Origin of the sequence: Micromonospora sp. SL1-18 (genome assembly GCF_047921505.1) — a bacterium.
Taxonomy (GTDB): Bacteria; Actinomycetota; Actinomycetes; order Mycobacteriales; family Micromonosporaceae; genus Micromonospora.
In genome coordinates this window covers 1-19636 of the sequence record NZ_JBLROA010000064.1, presented here as the reverse complement: position 1 = coordinate 19636, position 19636 = coordinate 1, and the positions used below count along the sequence as shown (strand labels likewise).

At 68.7% G+C, this 19636-nt stretch carries 9 protein-coding genes; all 9 read left to right on the top strand.

What is annotated here, in order from left to right; genetic code table 11:
• Positions 1–647: 647 nt before the first annotated feature.
• On the top strand, positions 648–1754 hold the full coding sequence (locus ACNAW0_RS24485; protein WP_416290335.1) for an acyltransferase family protein: 1107 nt from the start codon (positions 648–650) through the stop codon (positions 1752–1754).
• A gap of 350 nt (positions 1755–2104) precedes the next feature.
• Positions 2105–3889 (top strand): non-ribosomal peptide synthetase, encoded by a 1785-nt coding sequence (locus ACNAW0_RS24480; protein WP_416290334.1) that lies wholly within the window; start codon positions 2105–2107, stop codon positions 3887–3889.
• The gene (locus tag ACNAW0_RS24475; protein WP_416290333.1) at positions 3886–4635 is read left to right on the top strand and encodes a hypothetical protein; all 750 of its coding nucleotides are present in this window, start codon (positions 3886–3888) and stop codon (positions 4633–4635) included. Before ACNAW0_RS24480 ends, ACNAW0_RS24475 begins: the two co-directional genes overlap by 4 nt.
• A 57-nt stretch (positions 4636–4692) precedes the next feature.
• Positions 4693–5013: a phosphopantetheine-binding protein gene (locus tag ACNAW0_RS24470; RefSeq protein ID WP_416290332.1), complete on the top strand. Its 321-nt coding sequence runs from the start codon at positions 4693–4695 to the stop codon at positions 5011–5013.
• Positions 5010–13853 carry an amino acid adenylation domain-containing protein gene (locus ACNAW0_RS24465; RefSeq protein WP_416290331.1) on the top strand — a complete coding sequence of 2948 codons (8844 nt, stop codon included), beginning with the start codon at positions 5010–5012 and terminating at the stop codon, positions 13851–13853. The genes ACNAW0_RS24470 and ACNAW0_RS24465 overlap by 4 nt, the downstream gene beginning before the upstream one ends.
• Positions 13854–14016: 163 nt before the next feature.
• The gene (locus ACNAW0_RS24460) at positions 14017–15099 is read left to right on the top strand and encodes an ATP-grasp domain-containing protein (RefSeq protein WP_416290330.1); all 1083 of its coding nucleotides are present in this window, start codon (positions 14017–14019) and stop codon (positions 15097–15099) included.
• A gap of 47 nt (positions 15100–15146) precedes the next feature.
• Positions 15147–15443, top strand: a complete 297-nt coding sequence (locus ACNAW0_RS24455; protein WP_416290329.1) for a LacI family DNA-binding transcriptional regulator — start codon at positions 15147–15149, stop codon at positions 15441–15443.
• A 113-nt stretch (positions 15444–15556) separates the two neighbouring features.
• Positions 15557–16618, top strand: coding sequence for a LacI family DNA-binding transcriptional regulator (locus tag ACNAW0_RS24450; RefSeq protein ID WP_416290328.1), 1062 nt, complete (start codon positions 15557–15559; stop codon positions 16616–16618).
• Positions 16619–16904: 286 nt separating this feature from the next.
• Positions 16905–19199 carry a TIM barrel protein gene (locus ACNAW0_RS24445; protein WP_416290327.1) on the top strand — a complete coding sequence of 765 codons (2295 nt, stop codon included), beginning with the start codon at positions 16905–16907 and terminating at the stop codon, positions 19197–19199.
• Positions 19200–19636 lie beyond the last annotated feature (437 nt).

The window sequence follows — 19636 nt, the reverse complement described above, 5'->3', positions numbered from 1 at the left end:
TTTCCCAACTACATGATCGGAATGGACGCTGACCTGCAGTTGTGTTGACCGTTGAATTGACGTGCGCCCTAGTGCATGGCTGGCCCGCGACGCGGGCCAGCCATGTTTGGTTCTGCGTTCGGTTCGGTGGCCACCGGAAGCCGAACTGTTGTGCGGGTGTTGGATGCGTGTCGAATGGTCGAAGGTGACGGATCGGCGAACCGGAACGGTTTGTTCACCCGCTGTCATGCCAGACGCCCCTGTCCGTTACCCCTGCAGGGCTAGCGTGTGTTCGCAACCGCCACCTTTTGCCTGGAGTCCGCCATCATTGCGAGTTGGTCCCAGCACCGCGCCGACACCATGAGGTTTCCGCGGAATCTGGACACCGGGTTATGCCGCGATCTGGTGCAGCGTAGCCGGTGTGAGGGCTCATTTATCGGCGGGGCTGAGGTAGCCGAACGCGGAGTGGCGCCATCGGTGGTTGTAGAAGGCGATCATTCGGAACGCCTCGCGACGGGCGTCGGCCTCGGCAGTCCAGCGACGGTGGTCGATGTTCAATTCTCGCTTAAGCGTGGCGAAGCCATACCGCGAGCGCTTCGCGGGCGGCCGTTGGCGACCCTGGTCACCCCTGCTAGATCCGGTATCGGACAACCAGCATCGGAATCTGGATGGCAACCACGGTGAGGCCTGAGAGTCCTGGCGTAGCGGTCGCGCCCACCGGACGCGACCCGTACATTGACAACGTCAAAGGGCTATTGATCGTCTTGGTCGTGCTCGGCCACATGGTGCGTCCGACGGTCGGCTCCTCGCCAGGTGGCTGGACGGTCTACACGTTCATCTACCTGTGTCACATGCCCGCCTTTGTCATGCTTTCAGGGATGCTCTCGGCAACCGAACTCACCGGTAGTCGTGCGGCGTCGCTGGTCCGAGACCTGCTCGCGCCGTATCTGGTCTTTCAGCTGCTTTACATGAGCTTCTACACATTGATGGACAAGCCAATGCCCTGGGCGGTCGACGAGTTCCTCTCCCCGATCTTCCATCTGTGGTTTCTGCCCGCTCTGTTCATCTGGCGGATGCTCGCTCCGTTCTTCGCCCAACTTCGCGGAGGGGTCGTCATCGCGATCGGGGTCTCCCTCTCCGCCGGAGCCGCCACGGTGCTCGGCCACGCCCTGTCGCTGGACCGGGTGGCGGGAATGCTGCCCTTCTTCGTTGTCGGCGTCTGGCTCGGTCGCGGCAGGCTCGCGTACCGCCCATCTACCCGTGTTCGGCTCGCCGCGATCGCGGTGCTCATCACTGCCGCGCCAATCGCCTATCTCGTCGCCTCGCGCCTGTCGAGCCTCTGGGTGTACTGGAACAGCACGTACCAGCAGGCCGGGGTGGAGGCGACGCACGGCGTCCTGATTCGGCTTGGACTGATGATCGTCGGGTTCGCGATGACATGGGCGATCATGATGCTCGCTCCGCACCGCCAAACGCTTCTCACGGGTTGGGGAACCAACTCCATGTACCCCTACCTGCTGCACGGGTTCGTCGTCCTGGCCTTCACCTGGTCGCCCCTGCCGAAACGGGTCGACAACATCCCGGCCTTGCTAGCGCTCACCGCTGCGGTCGTTGCGCTGGTCTGGATCACCGCCAGCCAGCCGGTGGTACGGGCATCGCGTCCGCTGGTCAGTCCCCCGGTCGGCTGGCTGCTCAGGAACGCCGTTCCCGCCAAGAAGCATCAGTCCGTGGCCGCGACCACCCAGAGCCGAGCCCAGAATGCCGAAACCGACTGAGGTTCCCCTCGGGACGTGGCCACCGGGTTATCCCCGTCTTTGTCGCCCCCGAAGGGCCGTCCTAGCTGGGCAAGCGCGTTCGCGCCTTTTCCGTATTGGCTGGCGGCGTCCAGGCTGCATCTCCCTGCGCGTTGGAGACGCCGCCCCTCCACATCATTTCGGACATCTGCCTCAAGCATCGGCGATTAAAGGGTACGGCCGTTCGTCCGTTGTGGATGTCGATCTCGCCGTGCGATGCTTGCGGCGGAGCTGGTCGGATGGCCGCATTCCGAAGGGTCGATGTCGTGCAGAGCCAGACAGTGAGTCAGACGACTGGCAGTAATCGCCTTGAGCATCCGAAGGACACTGCCGTGGTCGCTTTGTCGACTGCTGGAGCCCTCACCGTTCCCGTCGAGGTGCTGCGCCATGCGGACAGTGCGCCCGACCGAGTCGCGGTGATCGACCACAGTGGGAGCATCACCTATCGTGATCTGGTCGAGCGTGCCAGCACTCTCGCCGCTTCCCTGCGGTCGGCGCTGAATGACGTCGACGACTCGACCGAACCGGTCGTCGCGGTCCTGTGGCCGCGTACCGCGGAGGCCGTGGTCGCCCAGCTGGCCGCCTGGTTCTGCGGCGGCGCATTCCTGCCGCTGGACTCGGGACTGCCGGCGGCCCGGATTCGCGACATCCTCACCTGGGCCGACTGCCGGGTCGCCACCGTCCACAGCGAGCTCGTCGACGCGCTTCCGCCGGACGTGACCCCCGTGGTCGCCGGCAACGGCCATCTCATCAGCCTCGCCGCAACGGACCGGCTCGCCTACGTCATCTCCACCTCAGGCTCCACCGGGAAACCGAAACAGGTCGAGATCGAACACCGTAGCCTGGCCGGCACGCTGAGCTGGTACGCGCGGTTCTTCGGGCTCGGCCCAGGAGTACGCACCGCGGCCTTCGCGGGGCTGGCCTTCGACGCGTGTCTGCTGGATCTGTGGGCCCCTTTGATGGCCGGCGGGACCGTGCTGCTCGCAGACGAGAAGGTGGTCCGCGACCCTGATCTGATCGCGGCCACGCTCCGCGAGGTCGACCACGGCTTCCTCGCCACCCCACTCGCGGAACAGCTTTTGCGAAGCAACGTGGACACCGGCCGGCTGCGCACCCTCGCCACCGGCGGTGACCGCCTACGCATCTGGCCGCCCACCGACTTCGGCGCGGCCGTGCACAACCTGTACGGCCCGACTGAGGCGACCATCCTGGTCACCGCGACCGGGGACCTGCGGTCCGGCCGGGACCGCTCGGCACCGCCGCCGATCGGCCGGCCGGTCGCGGGCGCCCGGCTCACCCTCGACCTTCCCGTCGCCCGACCAGGCGACGAGGGCGAACTGCTCATCGCCGGTGGCGGGCTCGCCCGGGGGTACCGCGACGCGCCGCGGGAGACGGCAGCCGCCTTCGTCGCCGCGCCGGACCCGGTGACCCGCCGCTACCGGTCCGGTGACATCTGTCGTTGGACGGCGGACGGCGAGTTGAGCTTCGTCCGCCGGGTCGACGGACAGGTCAAGATCCGCGGCAACCGTATCGAGCTGCGGGAGGTCGAACTCGCACTGCTCGACGTACCACGGGTGACCCAGGCTGCTGCCGACGTGACCCACCGGGCGGGCGAGGCACTGCTGACCGCCTGGGTCGCCGGTCCCGTAGACGCCGAGCAGGTGGGTGCGCACCTCCGGCACCGACTGCCGGCCTCGATGGTTCCGGGCCGTGTCGAGGTGCTCACGGCGCTGCCGCTGACAGTCAACGGAAAGCTGGACCGGGCGGCGCTGCGGGCCATGTCTGCCATCGCCTCGGAGGGCGCCGCGCCGGCATCCGCCGAGCCGGGCGGCGGCTCGGCGGCCCGCCGTTCGGTGACGCAGGCCTGGCGGACCGTGCTCGGTGCGATGCCGGGCCCGGACGACGACTTCTTTCTCACCGGCGGGGATTCCCTCCTCGCGGTACGGCTCACCGCCTACGTGCGGCGCGAGCTCGGCATCGAGCTCAAGTCGTCGCTGCTGTACGAGCACCGACGTTTCGCCGACTATCTCGCCGAGATCGAGGCTTTGCACGCGGAGCAGACGATGGGTCCGCCCGACGCCGGTCTGGCCGTCGGTCGACCGGGAGCGACACGGTGAGCCGTGTCGCGTTGCGGCAGGTCGCTCAGGGGCCGGGGCGGTGTCTGCTGTCGGTGGAGTTCCCCGGTGACTCCTCGGGTCCCGGGCTCGCGGCCGCCCTGGCCGGGCAGGGCGAGGACTACGAGATCTGGCGACTCGACCCGGTGACCACTCTTGACCTGCAGGCCGAGTTGCATGACTATGCGGCGCTCGCCCGCCTGTGCGTGGCGGAGTTCCAGCGGCTGCGCCCGGGAGCGGACCCGGCGGTGTCGGTGGTCGGATACTGCAGCGCGGCCCGCTTCGCCCACCACGTCACCGGGTCCCTGGCCACGGCCCGTCTTACGCCGCGTTCACTCGTTCTGGTCGCCCCACGGCATCCGACCGAGCAGACCGTTCGGGACGAGTTCGACCTGCTGTGCCGAAAGCTGACCGGCGACAGCCGCACCGATCCGGCGTTCCCGCTGCTCGACGACGCGACGGCGGCGATCGGCCGGTTGACGACGCGGCTGGCCGATCAGGCCCGCGACTTCGCCAACGTGGCCGGCTACGGCCCCGCGGAAGCGGCGGAGGCCGTGGACGAAATCGTCGGTCGCTACCGGGCCTGGTTGTGGTTTCTGCTCCAGGCAGCCCGACCCGCCACGCCGCAGATCCCGTGTCGGACGACGGAGATCGTCGGAGACGGCGGGCAGCCGGAGGCGGACGAGGCGGCCACCGTCCGGTCCGGCAGTCCTGCTGGTGTGGCGGGCCTGGTGCTGCGGGCCGTATGAACGGCAACTGAACCCAGAGATGCGAGATGAGCCGTGACAGCAGAACAAGCGCCGGGCATGCCCGAGATCGCAGTGCACGAAGTCGTGGCGGCGGCATGGAGCGTCGCGCTGAACCGGGAACAGGTAGCCGACGGTGACGACTTCTTCGCCCTGGGCGGGGATTCGCTGGCCGCGATGCGGATGGCCGCCAGCCTGCGTACCGCGCTGGACGTGCCGGTGCGGATGAACGCGGTGTTCCAGCATCCGACCCTGGCCGAGTTCGTCACCAGCCTGCGAGCCGACTACGGACCGGCGGTGGACAAGGCCGCCGAGCAGTACCTGACCGTGCTGGGCTACTCCGACGACGACGTCCAGGCAGCGCGGGAGAAGATACGGTGAGCGACCTGCTCACTCCCCGAAAGGCGGCGCTGCTCGCGGCGCTCCGCGCCGGCCAGGCCGGGCCGCCGTCGGACCGGATCACCTCGGGTGATCCGACCGGCACGGCGAGGACCTCGTATGCCCAGCGGCAGATGTGGTACCTGAACCGGCTGGCCCCTGGCGAGCCGACGTACCTGGTGCCGGTCGCGTACCGGTTGCGGGGGCGCCTCGACGAGTCCGCGCTGGCGTGGGCCCTGGACACGGTGGTGGAGCGGCACGCGCCGCTGCGTACCTCGTTGCGCGCCGAGGGTGATGAGCCGGTGCAGGTCGTACGCGACGCCGAACCGGGACTGCTGAACATCGTGGACCTCACCGGGGTGCCGCAGGCGCGGCGGGAGGCGCAGGTGCGGGACCGCCTCACCGCGCAGGCGGAAACACCCGTCGATCTGGCCCGCGACCCGGTGCTGCGCGCCAGCCTGCTGCGCTGCGCACCGGACGATCACGTACTGCTGCTGACGTTCCACCACGCCGCGATCGACGAATGGTCGCTACGGATCTTCAACGAAGAGTTGGGCGAACTGTACGCGGCACGGCTGGTCGGGCGGACGCCGGTCCTGGCCGAGCCGCCGATCACGTACGGCGACTACGCCGCTTGGCAGCACGAGTGGCTGCGCGGCCCGGAGGCGGCGACCCAGCTCGAGTACTGGCGGGACCGGCTGGCCGGCGCGCCCGCCGTCCTGGACCTGCCTGTCGACAGGACCCGCCCGGCCGAGCCCTCGGTCGCCGGAGCTGTCCGTACCTTCCCGCTCGACGTCCCCGAGGACGCGTTGCGGGAGCTGTGCCAGCGGTTGCGGGTCACGCCGTACATGGTGACCCTGGCCGCCTTTCAGGTGCTCCTGGCCCGCTACACCGGGCAGCGCGACATCGTGGTCGGCGCGCCCGTGGCCAACCGCCAGCGGGCGGAGACCGACGCGATGATCGGCCTGTTCGTCAACACCGTCGCGATCCGCTGCGACCTGGCGGACAACCCCTCCTTCGCCGAGCTGCTCGGCCGGGTCCGGTCGGCCGTCCTGGACGCCAACCAGCATCAGGACCTGCCGTTCGAGAAGCTCATCGAGACCCTGCGGCCGGTCCGGGAGCCAGGCCACAGCCCCCTGGTTCAGGTCATGTTCCTGTACGGCGACCAGCCGGCGCCGCCGCGCCTCACCGACGTCAGCGCCGCGCTGATCGACGTGCCGCTGCGTACGGCGAAGTTCGACCTGACCCTGGGCGTCCGCAACACCGCCGGCGAACTCAGCGTGGACATCGAATACCGGACGGACCTCTTCGACGACAGCACCGTCGAGCGGATCGCCGGGAACTTCCACATGCTGCTCGGCGCGCTGCTGGCCGATCCGGCGGTCCCGGTCGGCGCCGCACCACTACTCACCGCCGGCGAGCTGGATCAGCTGCGGACCTGGAGCCGAGGCCCCGCCACCGCCCCAGCCGCCACCGCCCCGGACTCGGCCGGCCCAACGCCCGTGAAGCATGCGCCGGCGGAGCACGCGCCGGTGGAGCACGCGCCGGTGGAACCGGTGCACACCCTCATCGCGACCCGGGCCGCGATGAACCCGCACGCCCCGGCGGTCCTGGACGAGGCGCACACCCTCAGCTACGCGGAACTGGACACGCACGCCGAGGCGCTGGCCGGGGTGTTGCACGCCCACGGCGTGGGCGTGGGCGGCCTGGTGGCGATCCTGGTGGAACGCCGGACCGAACTGGCCGTGGCGGTGCTGGCCGTGCTCAAGGCCGGCGGGGCGTACGTACCGCTGGACCCGTCGAATCCCGCGGCGCGGCTGCGGTACGTCCTGGACGACACCGCCGCGCCGGTGGTGCTCACCTCCGCCACCCTGCGGCGGCTGCTGCCCGAGACAGCCGCGGCTCTGATCGACGTCACGCTGGACGCCGCGCCCGGTGCGGGCGACGCCCGGGTGGTCCGGGACGCGCCCGCACCCGGACCGGACGACCTGGCGTACGTCATCTACACCTCTGGGTCGACTGGGCAGCCCAAGGGGGTGATGGTCCCCCACCGCGGCGTGACCAACTACGTGACCTGGGCCGCCCAGACGTACCAGGTCGGCCCCGGCGACGTCGTGCCGCTGCACTCCTCGATCGCCTTCGACCTGACGGTGACCAGCCTGCTGGTGCCGCTGGCCGCGGGCGCCACGGTGCGGATGCTCGGCGAGCAACTCGGCCCGCAAGGGCTCGGCGAGGCGCTGTGTGGCCGGTCGGTCCCCTTCGGACTGGTGAAGATCACCCCCGCCCAACTGGAGCTCGTCAACCGGCAGGTGGGGCCGGCCGAGGCGCCGGGCCGTACCCGATGTTTCGTCATCGGCGGCGAGAACCTGCGCGCCGACCAGGTCGCGTTGTGGCGGGAGCACGCTCCGGACACCCGGCTGATCAACGAGTACGGCCCGACGGAAGCGGTGGTCGGCTGTGTCGTGTACGAGGTCGATCCGGCCACGCCGGACGACGGGTCCGTTCCGATCGGCCGGCCCATCGCCAACACCGAGTTGTACGTGCTCGACGAGTGGGGCAACCAGGTCCCGATCGGCGTGGTCGGCGAGCTGTACATCGGGGGCGCGGGCCTGGCCCGGGGATACCTCAACCGGCCCGACCTGACGGCCGAACGCTTCGTTCGGCACCCGTTGCGCACCGTCGAGGGCGGCGTTCGCCTCTACCGCACCGGCGATCTGGTGCGCTACCGGCCAGACGGCAACCTGGTGTACCTGGGACGCACCGACTCCCAGGTGAAGGTGCGCGGCTACCGGGTGGAGTGCGGCGAGGTTGAGGCGGCCATCGGCCGACAGTTGCCCGCGGCCGAGGTGGCCGTGGTGCCGCGTGGGGACACCCCACAGGACCGGCGACTGGTGGGATACGTCGCCGGGGTCGCACCCGAGCAGCGGCACGCCGACGCGTTGCGCGAGGCGCTGCGGTCGGAGTTGCCGCCGTACATGATCCCGTCCGCGATCGTCTTCCTCGACGCGTTGCCGGTGACCGGCAACGGCAAACTCGACGTGGCGGCCCTGCCCGCCGAGTCGGCCGCCCCGGCCCGGCCCGCCGCGCCCGCGGCCACGCCGGCGCAACACCCGACAGAAGCGCCACCTCCGGCCACCGGAGCCGACTTCGAGCAAGTGATCGTCGAGGTGTGGCGCGAGGTGCTCGACCTGCCGCACGTGGACGTGGACGACAACTTCTTCGACCTCGGCGGCCACTCGCTGCGGCTACTCGCGGTCCACGCCCGCCTGTGCGAGCGGCTCGGCGACGTGGTCAGCCTGACCGACCTGTTCCGTCATCCCACCGTCCGATCGCTGTCCATGTTCCTGCGCCAGATGGTGGGCGCCGCCACGCTGCCGGGCACCTCCGCGCCGGTGGTGGCGCCGATCCCGCGCGCCGAGCCGGACGCCGGACCCGCGCCGCTCTCCCCCGGGCAGCACCGGCTGTGGTTCCTGGACCGGGTCTACGACGAGGTCGTCTACACGACGGGGAGCGCGCTGCGGCTCGACGGCGACCTCGACGTGGAGGTACTGCGGGCCGCGCTGTCCGAACTCGTCCGCCGGCACGAGGCGCTGCGTACCATCTTCCCGACCGGCACGGACGGCGACCCGGTCCAGGTGGTACTGCCGGTCGGTGCGATCGACCTGCCGGTGGTGGAGGTGCCCGCGGACCGGCCGGTCGCACCGGCCGGGACGGCGGTCGGGCGGGACCCGGTGCACGCCGCTCTGCTCGCCGAGATCCACCGCCCGTTCGACCTGGCCAGCGGTCCGTTGTTCCGCCCGGTGCTGTTCCGGCTCGCCCCGGACCGGCACGTCCTGTCGATGGCCATGCATCACACCGTCACCGACGGTTGGTCCCTGGGCGTGATCAAAACCGAGGTGGTCGCGCTCTACAACGCCTTCCTGACGGGTCAGCCGTCGCCGCTGCCCGAGCTGGCCATCCAGTACCACGACTTCGCCCGGTGGCAGCGTGCGCGGCTGGCCGCCGCGACCACCGCGGACTCGATGCGCTACTGGCTGCGCCAGCTCGACGGCGCGGCCACCACGCTGGACCTGCCCACCGACCACCCGCGTCCGCCGGTGCAGACGTTCACGGGTGCGGTCAGCGCCCGGGTGTTGGGACAACCGCTGACCGAGGGACTGCGCCAGCTAGCCCAGCAGGCCGGGGCGACGTTGTACATGACGCTGCTGGCGGCGTTCCAGACGTTGCTGTTCCGCTACAGCGGGCAGCGCGACATCTGCGTCGGCACGCCGGTGGCCGGACGGGTCCGGACGGAACTGGAGCCGATGGTCGGCTTCTTCGTCAACATGCTGGTGCTGCGTACCGAACTGGACGGCGGCGCGAGCTTCGCCGACCTGCTGACCCAGGTACGCCGGACCGCGCTGGAGGCGTACGACCACCAGGAGGTGCCGTTCGAGCGGGTGGTCGACGCGCTCAAGGTGCCCCGGGACCTGAGCCGCAACCCGCTGTTCCAGGTCATGTTCAACCTGCTGAACATCCCCGACCAGGGGGATCTGCGGATGAGCGGCCTGCGGGTGACGGAGATCGACGTGGAGCCGGAGGTCGCCCAGCAGGACCTCGCGCTGTACGCGTACGAGGTCGACGAGGGGCTGCGCCTGCGGCTGGAGTACAACTGCGCGCTGTTCGAGCCGGCGACCGCCGAACAGCTGATGGAGCACCTGGAGACGCTGCTCACCGCGGTCGTCGCCGATCCGTCCGTCCGGCTGGCCGAGGTCGACCTGCTGACCCCCGCGGACCTGCACCGGCAGGTCGTCGAGTGGAACGACACCGCCCGGCCGATGCCGGACCGCACCCTGGCCCAACTGTTCGAACGGCAGGTCGACACGGCACCGGACCGTCCCGCGGTCACGTTCGAGAACACCACGCTCAGCTACGCCGAGCTCAACGCCAGGGCCAACGTGCTGGCCCACCGGCTGCGCGGAGCCGGAGTCGGGCCGGACGTCCCGGTGGCCGTCTCGCTGGAGCGCTCCGAACGGTTGATCGTAGCGTTGCTGGGAATTCTCAAGGCCGGCGGCGCCTACGTGCCGGTGGACCCGTCGTATCCGGTGGAGCGGCGGCGGTACGTGCTGGACGACAGCCGCGCGGCGGTACTGGTCACCGAGGAGAGCCTGGCCGGGCAGTTCCCGGAGTTCGCCGGCGAGCTGTTGTTCTGTGACGGAACCGGGCCAGGATCGAAACCCTCGGGTTGCGGTCCGGCGGAGACCAATCCCGAGCCGCTGACGACAACCGACCACCTGGCGTACGTGATCTACACCTCCGGTTCCACCGGCCGCCCCAAGGGGGTACGCATCCGGCAGGCCGGTCTGGTCAACGTGCTCATGGCGATGCGGGAGAAGCCGGGCATCGGCGCCGACGACAGCATGCTCGCCATGACCAGCTACGCGTTCGACATGTCCGTGCCGGACCTGTTCCTGCCGCTGGTCGTGGGCGCCCGCATCGTGATGGCATCGCGGGACGTGGCGTACGACGCGACCCGGCTGACCGACCTGCTCGATGCCGAGGGCGTCACCCTCATGCAGGCGACCCCGGCGACGTGGCGACTGCTGATCGCCTCCGGCTGGGCGGGCCGGCCAGAGTTGCGGGCGATCTGCGGCGGCGAGGCCCTGCCCGCGCCGCTGGCCAGGGACCTGGCCGAACGGGTGCACGAGCTGTGGAACCTGTACGGGCCCACGGAAGCCACGGTCTGGGCCACGGCCGAACGGATCGAACAGGGCCCCACGGAGGTGACCATCGGTCGCCCGCTCGCCAACAGTCGGGTGTATCTGCTCGACGCCGCGATGCGTCCGGTACCGGTCGGCGTGGTGGGCGAACTCTATCTGGGCGGGACCGGGCTGGCCCGCGACTACCTCGGGCAGCCCGAGCTCACCGCCGAGCGCTTCGTGGCCGACCCGTTCGGCGACGGGCGGCTTTACCGCACCGGGGACCTGGGCCGGTACCGGCGCGACGGCAGGATCGAGTTTCTCGGCCGCAACGACTCGCAGGTGAAGGTACACGGGTACCGGATCGAACTGGGCGAGATCGAGTCGCTGTTGCAGCGCCACCCGGCGGTGCGGGAGAGCGCGGTCGTCGTCCGCGAGGACGCGGGTGAGCCGGTCATCGTGGCGTACCTGTCGCTGCGCCCGGACACCGCCGACGGAACCGGTGGGGACGAGATCACCGGCTCCGCGCCGTGGCGGACCTACCTGCGTACGTACCTGCCCGACTACATGGTGCCGGTGGCGTTCGTCGTGTTGGACGCCCTGCCGCTGACGACGAACCGCAAGGTCGACCGGAACGCGCTGCCGGCCTGGCGGCACGGCGGTGAAGGCGCCGGCGGGGCTCCGCCGCAGACCCCGTTGCAGCACGCGCTGGTCGCACGCTGGGCGGAGGTGCTGGGCTACGAGACCGTCGGCATCGACGACGACTTCTTCGACCTCGGCGGCGACTCGTTCAAAGCGATCAAAGCGCTACGTGGGCTGGAAACGCCGATCAGCGTGCTGGATCTGTTCCGCCACACCACCATCCGTTCGCTGACCGAGCACGTCGAGAGCTCGGCGGGGCCGGACGACCGGCTGCTGCACGAACTCACCGCGTCGAGGCCCGGCGTGCCGACCACGATGACCTTGGTCTGCGTGCCGTTCGCGGGCGGAGGTGCGGCCACCTTCCGGCCGCTCGCCGAGGCGATGCCCGGGGGTGTCTCGCTGTACGCGCTGGAGCGGCCGGGACACGACCTGAACCGGGTCGACGAACCGCAGCTGTCCATGGACGAGATCGTCACGCGCTGCGTCGCGGAGGTGGTCGACGGGATCACCGGACCGGTGCTCGTGTACGGGCACTGCGTCGGTGGCGCGATAGCCGTCGAGTTGGCCCGCCGGCTCGAAGCCGCCGGTGTCGACCTGGTCAAGGTCGTGATCGGCGCCCACTTCCCCGCCCCGAGGTTGCCCGGCCGGCTGTCCCGGTGGCGACGTCGATGGTTCCCGGCGGAACGCTGGACGTCCAAGCGGGTTGCCCTGGAGAACCTGCGTGCTCTTGGTTTCTTCACCGACGTCCTCGACAAGCGGGAGAAGGAACTGGTCATGCGGGTCGCCCTGTCCGACTGGACGATCGGTGAGGACTACTACACCGACGTCTACGCCGACGGGTTGCCGGACAGACTGCGAGCGCCGATCGTCTGTGTGATCGGCGAGGGCGACCGGTCCACCGAGTTGTTCGAGGAGCGGTACCTCGAGTGGGGGTTCTTCAGCGATTCGGTGTCGCTGGAGGTGATCGAGGGAGCCGGCCACTACTTCGCGAAGCACCAGGCCGCCGACCTCGCGGAGATCATCACCCGTACCGCCGTACGTGATCCGGCGGCAGCCGGCGCCGAACCCACGGCGGCCGCCACGCAGCCGGAGCTCACGCCGTCGCCGGACCCGCGGGCCGCCACGCCGCCGGCGCCGACCCCGGGTACGCGTCCGACCACCCGACCGGCCCGGACCAGCCTGAGCGTCTTCTACCGGGTCGCCTTCGGCCAGCTCGTGTCCCTGATCGGCAGCGGACTGACCAGCTTCGGGATGGGCCTGTGGGTGTTCCAGCGGACCGGATCGGTCACGCTGTTCGCCACCGCCGCGGTGCTGGCGTTGCTGCCCGCGGTGGCGCTCTCCCCGATCGCGGGCGCCGTGGCCGACCGGTGGAACCGACGACTGATCATGGTGTTCGCAGACACGCTGGCCGCCAGTGGCACAGTGAGTCTGGGACTGCTGTTGTGGCTGGACCGGATCCAGCTGTGGCACATCTTCACGGCGATCACCATCACCGCGGTCTCCAGCGCCTTTCAGCAACCCGCGTATCTGGCCGCCGTCACGCAACTGGTGCCGAAGCGGTACTACGGTCGGGCCAACGGCATGGCCTCCCTGGGTGGGGCCACCAGCACCCTGTTGGCCCCGCTGCTCGGTGGCGCGCTGGTCAGCACGATCGGGCTGCGCGGCATCATCGTCATCGACCTGCTGACCTTCGCCGTCGCGGTGACCATCACCCTCTCGGTGCGCTTCCCCGACCTGATGTTCAAGCGGCGTGAGGAGTCGTTCGGCCGGGAGGTCTCGGGCGGTTTCCGGTTCATCATGCGCCGGCAAAGCCTGCTCGCGATGATCCTGCTCACCACGCTGCTCAACTACTTTTTCGCCATGGTCGAGGTGTTGGCCACGCCACTGACGCTGTCCTTCGGCGATCCGTCGGTCCTCGGCGTGGTGCTCGGGGCCAGCGGCGTCGGGCTACTGCTGGGCAGCATCGTCATGAGCGTGTGGGGTGGGTTGGAACGGCGGGCGGTGGGCATCCTCGCCAGCATGCTGCTCCTCGGCGTCGCACTGCTCACCGTGGGCCTGCGGCCGAGCCCGGTCTTCCCAGCGTTGGGGCTGTTCGGCATGGGCCTGGCGACCGCGCTCGTCAACACCCACTGGCTGTCCATCGTGCAGACCAAGGTCGGCCTGGAGTTGCAGGGCCGGGTCATGTCGACCGGGATCATGCTGTCCTGGTTGATGGTCCCGGCCGGATTCCTGTCCGCGGCGCCGCTGGTCGACAACGTCTTCGGGCCACTGGCCGCGAACGACTCTGTGGCGGCTGCGCTCAGCGCGGTTGTCGGGGTGGGCCCGGGCCGGGGAATCGCGGTGACCACCGTCTTCGCGGGGCTGTGCACCCTCCTGCTCGGCGCCGCCGGCTTCGCCTACCGGCCGATCCGCAGGCTGGACGAGGACCTGCCGGACGCCGAGACGACCGCGGTGATTCTCCGGGACAAGGATCGCCTGCAGGCGCTCGCCGACCGCCATCTGACCGAGGCGCAGCGGGGGTAGCGAAGTGCTGGATCAAGGGTCCCCTGTTCTCCTGCTGGCCTACGACTTGGGCGCCGCGGCTCCGCTCGGGATAGCTGCTGCCGCACGGGGTCTCTGCCGGATCGTATTCCTCGCCGATCGTTCGCGGCCGCACGTCGCCGATCAGTACGACGCGATGTGCGAGTTGGCCGACGTCGTGGACATCAGCGGGCTCGCCGCGGACGAGGTGTGGCGGAAGGTCTCGGACTTCGATGCCGCCGGCGTTGTCACCTTCAGCGAGTTCCAGCAGCGGCTGGTCTCCGGTCTCGCGCACCGGGCGGGATGGCGGGGCCACGGGCCACGGACCGCGGCTCTGCTCACCGACAAACTCCTGCAACGGCAGCGCCTGTCGGACACGGGCGTCCAGTCGACGCGTACCGCGCTGATCGCCGATGAGTCCGACATCGAGAAGGCGGCCGTCGAGGTCGGGTTCCCCGCTGTCCTCAAACCGCGGCAGGGTGCCGCGAGCGCGCACACCCGGTTGGTCGGATCCGTCGAGGAATGCCGAGCCGCCTTCCGTGACACCCCGGCCGGTATGGGGTCGCCGTTCGTGCTGGAAGAATTCCTCGTGGGCGATCCGGATGCCGCCGGAGCCGGCTGGGGCGACTACGTCTCGGTGGAGTCGGTCGTGCAGGCGGGCGTGATCCAGACGGTCTGCCTGACCGGGAAGCATCCGCTCGCGGAACCCTTCCGCGAGACCGGCGACGTACTCCCGCACACCCTGGGCAGCTCCCTCGCCGAGGATGTCGTACGGCTGGAGCGCGCCGCGCTGAACGCACTCGGCGTGCGGGACGGGGTGTGCCACACCGAGATCAAGCTGACTGCCGACGGACCGCGCGTCATCGAGGTCAACGGGCGGCTGGCCGGGTACCTGAACGGGCTGCTTCGGCAGGCGACCGGGACCAACATGATCCGGATCGCTCTCCAGGTAGCACTCGGCGAGCCGGTGGCCATCTCCCCGCCGGCCGTCGACGGGGTCGCGTACCAGCGGTTCATCGCGCCCCCGCTCGGCAGCCGCGAGGTCGTCTCACTGGACGCGTTGGACGGGCTGGAGAATCTGCCCGGTGTCGACTGGGTCAACGTACGGGCCGAGGTCGGCCAACGGGTGAACTGGCACGAGGGCACCCAGAACATGCTCGCCATCGTGCACGGCTCGGCGCGAAGCCATGCCGAAGTGCTGTCCCTGATCAGGCACTTCGAGCACGCCGCGCGGAAGTGCTGCGCCTGACCGGCTGGCGGCATTGAAAGCGTTTTCCGGGGACGTGACATAATGAGATGCACGCGGCAGGGGGGCCGCATACTGGGTGCGCATGGGATCGAGTCGTTGGGCCAGGTGCGCTCCTGGCTGGCCTGGCCTCCACCACCGTTCGCGTCCAGTCGGCTCGGGAGCTTGCGGTGTCGCAGGATAGGAACAGAGGCATCACCACCCTGACCGATGTCGCTCGCGAGGCGGGCGTCTCGCTGGCCACGGCTTCGCGCGCCCTCAACGGCAGCACCCGTCGAGTTCGCGAGGATATGCGGCAGCGAGTGCTAAGGGCGCGCAGATCATCAACCTGCGTGTTCCAGATCTGAGGGTCGCAGACATGGTATGGGAACTGCGTGACCTGGGGCGACTCCGCCGGATGGAACCGGACCGGGGGCAATGGGGTTCCGAGCATAACCGCAGGTCATAGGGCCGCTAGCAGATGGAAGCCCGCGAAAGCGGAAAACCGCATGTTAATTATCTGCGGGCCCTAACAGCAGCGGGCAAGCTCGCGTACGCGCCCAATGCTCCCGCGCAGGCGATGGCTCGAGGCAGCACCAACGTGCTTGGTCTGCTTGTCCATGACATCGCTGATCCGTATTTCTCTTCGATCGCGACCGGGGTGATGCGCGCCGCGGAGAAGCAGAATCTCATCGTGACGATCTTCAACACATGGCGGCGGCCAGAGCGGGAGGTCGAGTATGCGAGAACCCTGCGTGGTCAGCGCGCACGCGCGCTCATCGTGGCGGGTTCACGCGTGGACGACCTGGTGGCGCAGGAGCAGCTGGAGCAGGAACTGGTGGAGTTCGAGTCGGCTGGTGGTCGAGCTGTGTTCGTCAGCCAGGGGCGGTCAGGGTTCGACACCGTCGTGCTCGAGAATCGGTCCGGCGCCCGTCTCCTGGCTGAACGCCTTGCCGAGTTGGGTCATCGGAGATTCCTGGTGCTCGCGGGCCCATCCAAGTTGCGCACCTCGACCGACCGGGTCCAGGGCTTTCGGGAGGGACTCGCACGTCACTCCATCCAGTTGTCGAGGGACCAGGTGCTCCGCGGCGAATTCACCCGCGACGGGGGCTTCAAGGCCATGATCAGAGCCCTTGACCTTGGGTTGGCTCCCGACTGCGTCTTCGCGGTAACTGATGTGATGGCGGTGGGCGCGATGGCAGCATGCCGTCACCGCGGCGTCCACGTGCCCGAGGATCTCGCCGTGGCAGGTTTCGACGACATCGCTACCTTGCGGGATGTGACGCCGAGCCTTACGACCGTCCAGATGCCGCTCGACGACGTCGGGGCAATGGCTCTCGAGTTGGTCGTGGCCGAACGAGCAGACCGCCCACGACTACGGCGCGTCAAGGGTCGGGTGGTTCTTCGTGACAGCACGGCTCGCCCCACGCGACCAGGCCGTCCTCGCCGATCGCAGCAGGTTGCCGCCGGCGACCCGCCAGCGGCCCCGATGAAGCGGACGATGCGCGGTGGCGGCGCAGCAGCCGGGCACACGAGCGGGTAAGGCATCCCGGGCTCTCCAGCTCACCCCTGCCGCGACTGACCATGGTGTTTCCACAAGAGATGGTCCACGTCGGACTGCCCGAACGTTGACGGCGGGGCCCAACGAAACCTCGCGCCGGACGACGTACAGCCCTTCGATCGGCAAGGCCGCATCGATCGCCAACGACCACCCGGTGGGGTGGAGCGTCCGAGGCCTGCCGCGAGCGATCGAGGCTAGACGGCTATGGACTCCTGGGATACCTTGGCCCGGCTGGTACGGAAAGCGCTTACCAAGGAGGTAGGGCGCGATGAACCACCACCTCAGACGGGTCCTGACCTATTTAGCCGCAGCAGGCTTGCTATCTCTGGCTGTTCCGGGCAACGCTCAAGCGGAGCAGGTCGCTGAACCGGGCACATTGACAGTGCGCGTCTCGGACGCAGGCGGAGGACTGCGGGCCGCGATCGACGCTGCTGGCACCGACTACGCCGACGTCCACGGCCTGGTAGTCGAGGGCGGCGTATTGAACAGCACCGACAGCCGCTTCATCAACCAGAGTCTCACGGCGCTCACCGATCTTGCTGTCGTCGGATCCGCGGACTTCACCGACTCAACAGTTCCGACGAGCGCGTTCAGTGGAAACACTTCGCTCAAGCATGTGAAGCTGGACAACACGACCATCATCGGATCGAGGGCGTTTTACGATGTCGGCACGCTCGTCACCGTCGAGATGCCGAATGTGACCGTACTGAACGGGCTTGCGTTCAACAACAACGTTGCGTTGGAGAGCGCGTACCTGCCGCGGTTGAAGTCAATCGACAACAGGGCGCTCTACAACGCAGTGTCGTTGTCGTCGCTGACGCTCGGAGAGAAACCACCTGAGCTTCTCGGGCAGGGGAACTGGTTCCTCTACGTGACCGGCTTGACCGTCTACGTCCCGGTGGAGTCGGCAGTCGAGGTCTACCGCACACACATCTACTTCCAGCAGTTCAGGATCAGGTTGATCGATGACGACGGCAGCAGTCCGGACGATCCCGCTGCGCCCAACACTCCGGAGATGTGCGGCGATTACTGCGGTCGGATCGGCGGATCCGACAGCGTCCGGTACCGCGACCGGGAGTACTTCAGAGGCGACTACAAGGTCAGCCTCAACCTCTACAGCTTCAACGTCAACATCAACGCCTGGTTGAGTAACCGGCAAGACACCCCGCAGCTCGACACGTTGGCGGCGATTCGTTGGGCAGCCGCGGCAGGCTTCGATGCCGTCGATGTCACGGCCTACTACATCCCTGGGTACAGCAACACCGAGATGCCTACGCTGCCGGACGCCGAGATCAAGGCGTACGCCCGCCAGATCCGGCAGCTGGCCGCGCAGTTGGGCATCGAGATCAGCGGTACTGGGTACCAGAACAACTTCGCCGATCCCAGCGCCGCCAGGCGTGCCCTCGACGTCGAGCGCGGGAAGTACTGGATCGACGTCGCGGCCGAGATGGGCGCTCCGGTGATTCGGGTATTCTCCGGACCGGTGCCGACCGACATCAACAGCCTCGGGTGGGAGACGGTCGCTCGACAGCGCATCGTCCCCGCGATGCGTCAGCTGGCGGAGTACGGTGCCACCAAGGGAGTCCAGATCGGCCTCCAGAACCATGGGGACATGACCGCGACGGCGGGCCAGACCATCCAGCTGCTGAAATGGATCGACCACGACAACGTCGGAATCGTCAACGACACCGGCTATTACCGGCCGTTCCGCTACACGACCGGCCTGGACTACGACTGGTACGCCGACATCGCCGAGGTCCTTCCGTACTCGAACAACTTCCAGGTGAAGAAGCGGCCGGCGGGAGCCGAGACCGACACAACGATGGACCTGGACAAGCTGTTCACCGACGTCCGGTACAGCGACTACCGCGGCTACATTCCGGTGGAGCTGTTGTGGGTTCGAGATGAGTCGGGATACCCACGTGATCTTCCGGAGCCGCCCTACGACCAGGTCAGTGCGTTCCTCGGTGCGGTGAAAGCCTCGTTGGACCGCACGAAGGACCGCAGCGAGATCGCGGGATTCACTGACCTGAGGTACGTCGACGGCAGGTTGTCCGGCACGGCATTCGCAAATGTGGCCGAGCCGGATGCGGAGATTCGCGTGCACGCCCCCGACGGCGAGGCCATTGGCTCCCTCCGCGCCACTCACGTCGAGACGCCCACGCCTGAGGGAAGGTACCAGTACAAGTTCGACGGCCTCATCGGCGACCACGCAGAGGTCAGGCTGCTCGGGCCGCTCGGAACGTCCATCGCCGAGTCCATCTATCGCTCGATCAAGATGACCCGAACTGATGACGGCAAGGGTACCGCCGCCATTCGCCAGATGCTGGACTTCTATGTCTCAGCAGGCGAGGTCGGTGGTCCGCTGGTGCCCCAACTCTCGAACACGCTGGACAATGCGAATCACCACCTGGCCGACGGCTCGAAGGAGCAGGCGGCCAAACGCCTGCAGGACTTCGTGTGGCATCTTGAGAACCCCGCGATGGACGGACATGTCACGGCGGCGGTCAGGCAGGACCTGAAGGCTGCCGCACAAGCGCTCATCGAGGCGTGGACGAAATAGCGCAGACCCGGCCTTCCCCGTGTCACGTTCACCGCGCGGCACGGGGAAGCGCCGCAACCGCTTCACACGCTTCCAGTACGATCCGTACGCCGCCGCGTGCCAGGGAGCCGCGCCAGACTTTGGCGTGATCGGCCTGTGCCTGGAGCCGCTGCAGGATTCAGCGTGCCGCCGCGCATCGATCCGGCCGCCCACCCCCAGCTGTAGCAGTCCTCCCGGTTGGCGGGCTTGCGGACATTGCCGTCACCGCCCGGGAACGGCAACCCATGTCCGCCGTGTCCGGCAGTGACTCCGAAACTCGATAGCCATGCCGACTCGGCCGGTGCGATGATCGACATGTGGGTTGCTAGCTCAACAGAGCATTCGACTGATTGACATCCTCCCCCGCCTAAAGCTAAAGGCGGGAGATTCCCGTTTCCAGCGCCGTACGAGGTCGACGG